At 37.9% G+C, this 3317-nt stretch carries 1 protein-coding gene; it reads left to right on the top strand.

Annotated features, from left to right (window positions below; translation table 11 throughout):
• A partial coding sequence (locus A8B35_RS22890) for a CusA/CzcA family heavy metal efflux RND transporter (RefSeq protein ID WP_075604138.1) occupies nt 1-3315 on the top strand: 3315 nt, incomplete at its 5' end.
• Nucleotides 3316-3317: the final 2 nt, after the last annotated feature.

Below are 3317 nucleotides of genomic sequence, written 5' to 3'. Positions count from 1 at the left end.
GGTAGAGTTATAAAAACCATTGCCACTAATTTAACCGAAGCCGCCATAATTGTATTAATCGTGTTGGTATTATTACTGGGTAACCTAAGAGCGGGTATACTAACGGCCTCAGTTATTCCATTATCTTTATTATTTGCCTTTTCGCTGATGAATATGTTTGGCGTAACGGCTTCCATCATGTCACTTGGCGCTATTGATTTTGGATTAATTGTGGATGGAACAATCATCATTATTGAAGGGATTCTATTTTATCTGCACAGCAAAACATTGGGTAAAAAACTGAACCAGCAAGAGTTTGATACTATTATAGCAAAATCGGCAGGTAGTGTTGGTAAATCGGCAGCCTTTGGAATTGCTATTATTCTGATTGTGTATTTCCCTATTTTATCCCTCACTGGTATTGAAGGTAAAATGTTTAAACCAATGGCCATCACCATTGCATTTGCCTTAATTGGAGCGCTTATATTATCGTTAACATACGTACCCGTTATGGCCTCTCTCATCCTTAAAAAGGATAATGTACACGGAACTAATTTTTCTGATAAAATAGTCGCTGCAATCACTTCGTTTTTTAACCCTTTGGTCAATTATTCTCTTAAGAATAAGCTTTTAGTATTGGGTGTTTCCATTGGCTTGTTTCTATCAAGCTTGCTATTGTTTGGTCAGTTGGGAGCGGTTTTTATTCCTAATTTAGAGGAAGGCGATTTAGCCATGCAAATGGTTCTCCCTCCCGGAAGTTCGTTAAACCAAAGCATAAAACTAGCCACAGCAGCAGAGAAAAAGTTATTGGATAAGTTCCCTGAAGTGAAGAGTGTAGTGTCTAAGATTGGAACGGCTGAAGTCCCTACCGATCCAATGGCAATTGAAGAGGCGGATGTGATGATTGTAATGAAGGATAGAAACGAATGGACAACTACCAAAGATAGAGAAGAGCTGATTGGTTTGATGAAAAAGGAAGTAGAATCGATATCGGGTGCCGAATTTGATTTTACACAGCCTATTCAGCTGCGATTTAATGAGTTGATTACAGGGGCTAAATCCGATGTTGTTATTAAAATATTTGGCGAAGATTTGGATGTATTATTCGATAATGCCAATAAGGTAGAGCATTTGATAAAAGACATACAAGGAGCTGCCGATATTCGTGTGGAGCAAATAGAAGGATTGCCTCAGGCTACATTTACCTTTAATCGTACCAAATTGGCTCGTTATGGTTTAAATGCTAGGGATATAAATACGGTTATCAGAACTGCTTTTGCAGGAGAAATGGCAGGCATTATTTTTGAAGGCGAGCGTCGTTTCGACCTTGTTGTGCGCCTAGAAGAGCAATATCGTGATAACATCGACAATATAAAGCGACTGTTTATTGATACGCCAATGGGCACACGTGTTCCTTTGTCAGAATTGGTGCATATTAACTATAAAGAAGGGCCAATGCAGATATCCAGAGACGATACTCGTAGACGTATTACCATTGGTATTAATGTTAGAAATAGAGATGTAAAAAGCTTGGTTTCAGAAATAGAGTCTACTTTAACGGCCTCTCTTAAATTGCCTCCAGGATACAATATCACCTACGGTGGAGAATTCGAAAACCTACAAACGGCATCACAACGATTGTTAATTGTTTTACCCATTGCCTTGGGTTTAATATTTATTCTTTTGTTTTTCACTTTCGGATCGTTAAAACAAGCATTCATTATTTATGGTACTATCCCTTTATCTATTATTGGCGGTATAGCCGGATTATGGCTGCGAGGCATGCCTTTTAGTATTTCAGCAGGTATTGGTTTTATCGCTTTATTTGGTGTGGCAGTGCTTAATGGAATTGTACTAATCAACCAGCTTAATTTATTAAAATCAAACGGTATTACCGATGTGGATGAACGTATCCGCAAAGCGGTAAAAATAGTTGTACGTCCTGTAAGTTTAACCACTTTGGTGGCATCATTAGGATTTATTCCCATGGCCATATCATCTCAGGCAGGAGCCGAAGTGCAACGTCCGTTGGCAACTGTTGTGATTGGCGGATTAATTGTAGCAGCTATTTTAACCATGGCAATTATCCCAATATTATATAGTTATAGCGAAAATGGAAGTAAAGTGAAGATGCCTAAAAGTTCTATTGCCACTATTTTAATAATTGGATTTGTGTTTTTATGCAGCGCAGAATCATTGGCACAGCAGAACATTTCCTTAACCGAAGCTTTTACTATTGCCGAAAACAATAACCTGAATATTAAAAGTGGGGCATTACAAGTACAACAAGCCATACATAATAAAAAGGCAGAGTTTAACTTGGGTTTAACAGAAATTGAGTCGCAGTATGGTCAAATTAATTCAACGTATAAAGATTACGCTGTCGAGGTAAAACAAGACTTCGGAAACCTTTTTCAGATGGCCTCGAATATCAAATATGCAGGTATACAGGTCGATCAGCAAAAGGTAAATCAGGAGTTACGCATGAAAGAATTAAGACTTCAGGTGTCGCACATTTACTTTTCGTGGCAACACCAGAATAGTAGGGCCATGTTGATGGAACAAATAAATGATGGCTATACTGAACTTGCAAAGATTGCAGCACTCCGACAACAAACGGGAGAAACCAATTTGTTGGAGTCGATGACGCTAAAGAATAGTGCGAATGCGGCTAAAGTTCAATTGGATAGAGAAAAGTATGAGGCCGAGAACTTGGCCAATCAGTTTAACTTCTTATTAAATGGGGGTGAGGCTTATTTACCTCAAGTTGCAGATATCGAAAACGATCAGGTTAATCAACGTTTATTCGATACAACTAATGTGGAAAATAGCACCAATTTGCGTCTTCAAAAACAAGAAACCGCATTGGCAAAGCAAAACATCAGAATGCAGCGAAGTGGCTTTTTACCGGAGTTATATCTAGGTTATTTTAACCAACAAATTGATGGTGTAAAAGGCTTCGAGGGCATACAAGGTGGAATAGCCATTCCTTTGTGGTTTAGACCCGCTAGGCAAAAAACTAAAGTGGCAAAACTATCTTACGAGCAAGCTGAGATTGAATATCAATTGCAAAAAGATGAGTTAAACACACAGCTTCAGAATTTGATGAATCAGTATAATAATTTACTTATTAATGTGAAGTTTTATAACGATTCGGCATTGCCCAATGCCAATGAGATGCAACGCAATGCCAATTTACTGTATCAAAATGGTGAAATAGCTTACATTGAGTTTATACAAGCTATTGAACAGGCCATAGCAGTGAAGTTTGAGTATTTAAGCGCTGTAAACCAACTTAAAGATATTGAGAGTACAATAGTATTTCTGTTAAATTAAAT

The sequence above is a fragment of the Saccharicrinis aurantiacus genome (assembly GCF_001660705.2).
Classification (GTDB): domain Bacteria; phylum Bacteroidota; class Bacteroidia; order Bacteroidales; family Marinilabiliaceae; genus Saccharicrinis; species Saccharicrinis aurantiacus.
The sequence above is the reverse complement of the archived record's forward strand: the minus strand, read 5'-3'. Positions and strand labels throughout refer to the sequence as shown.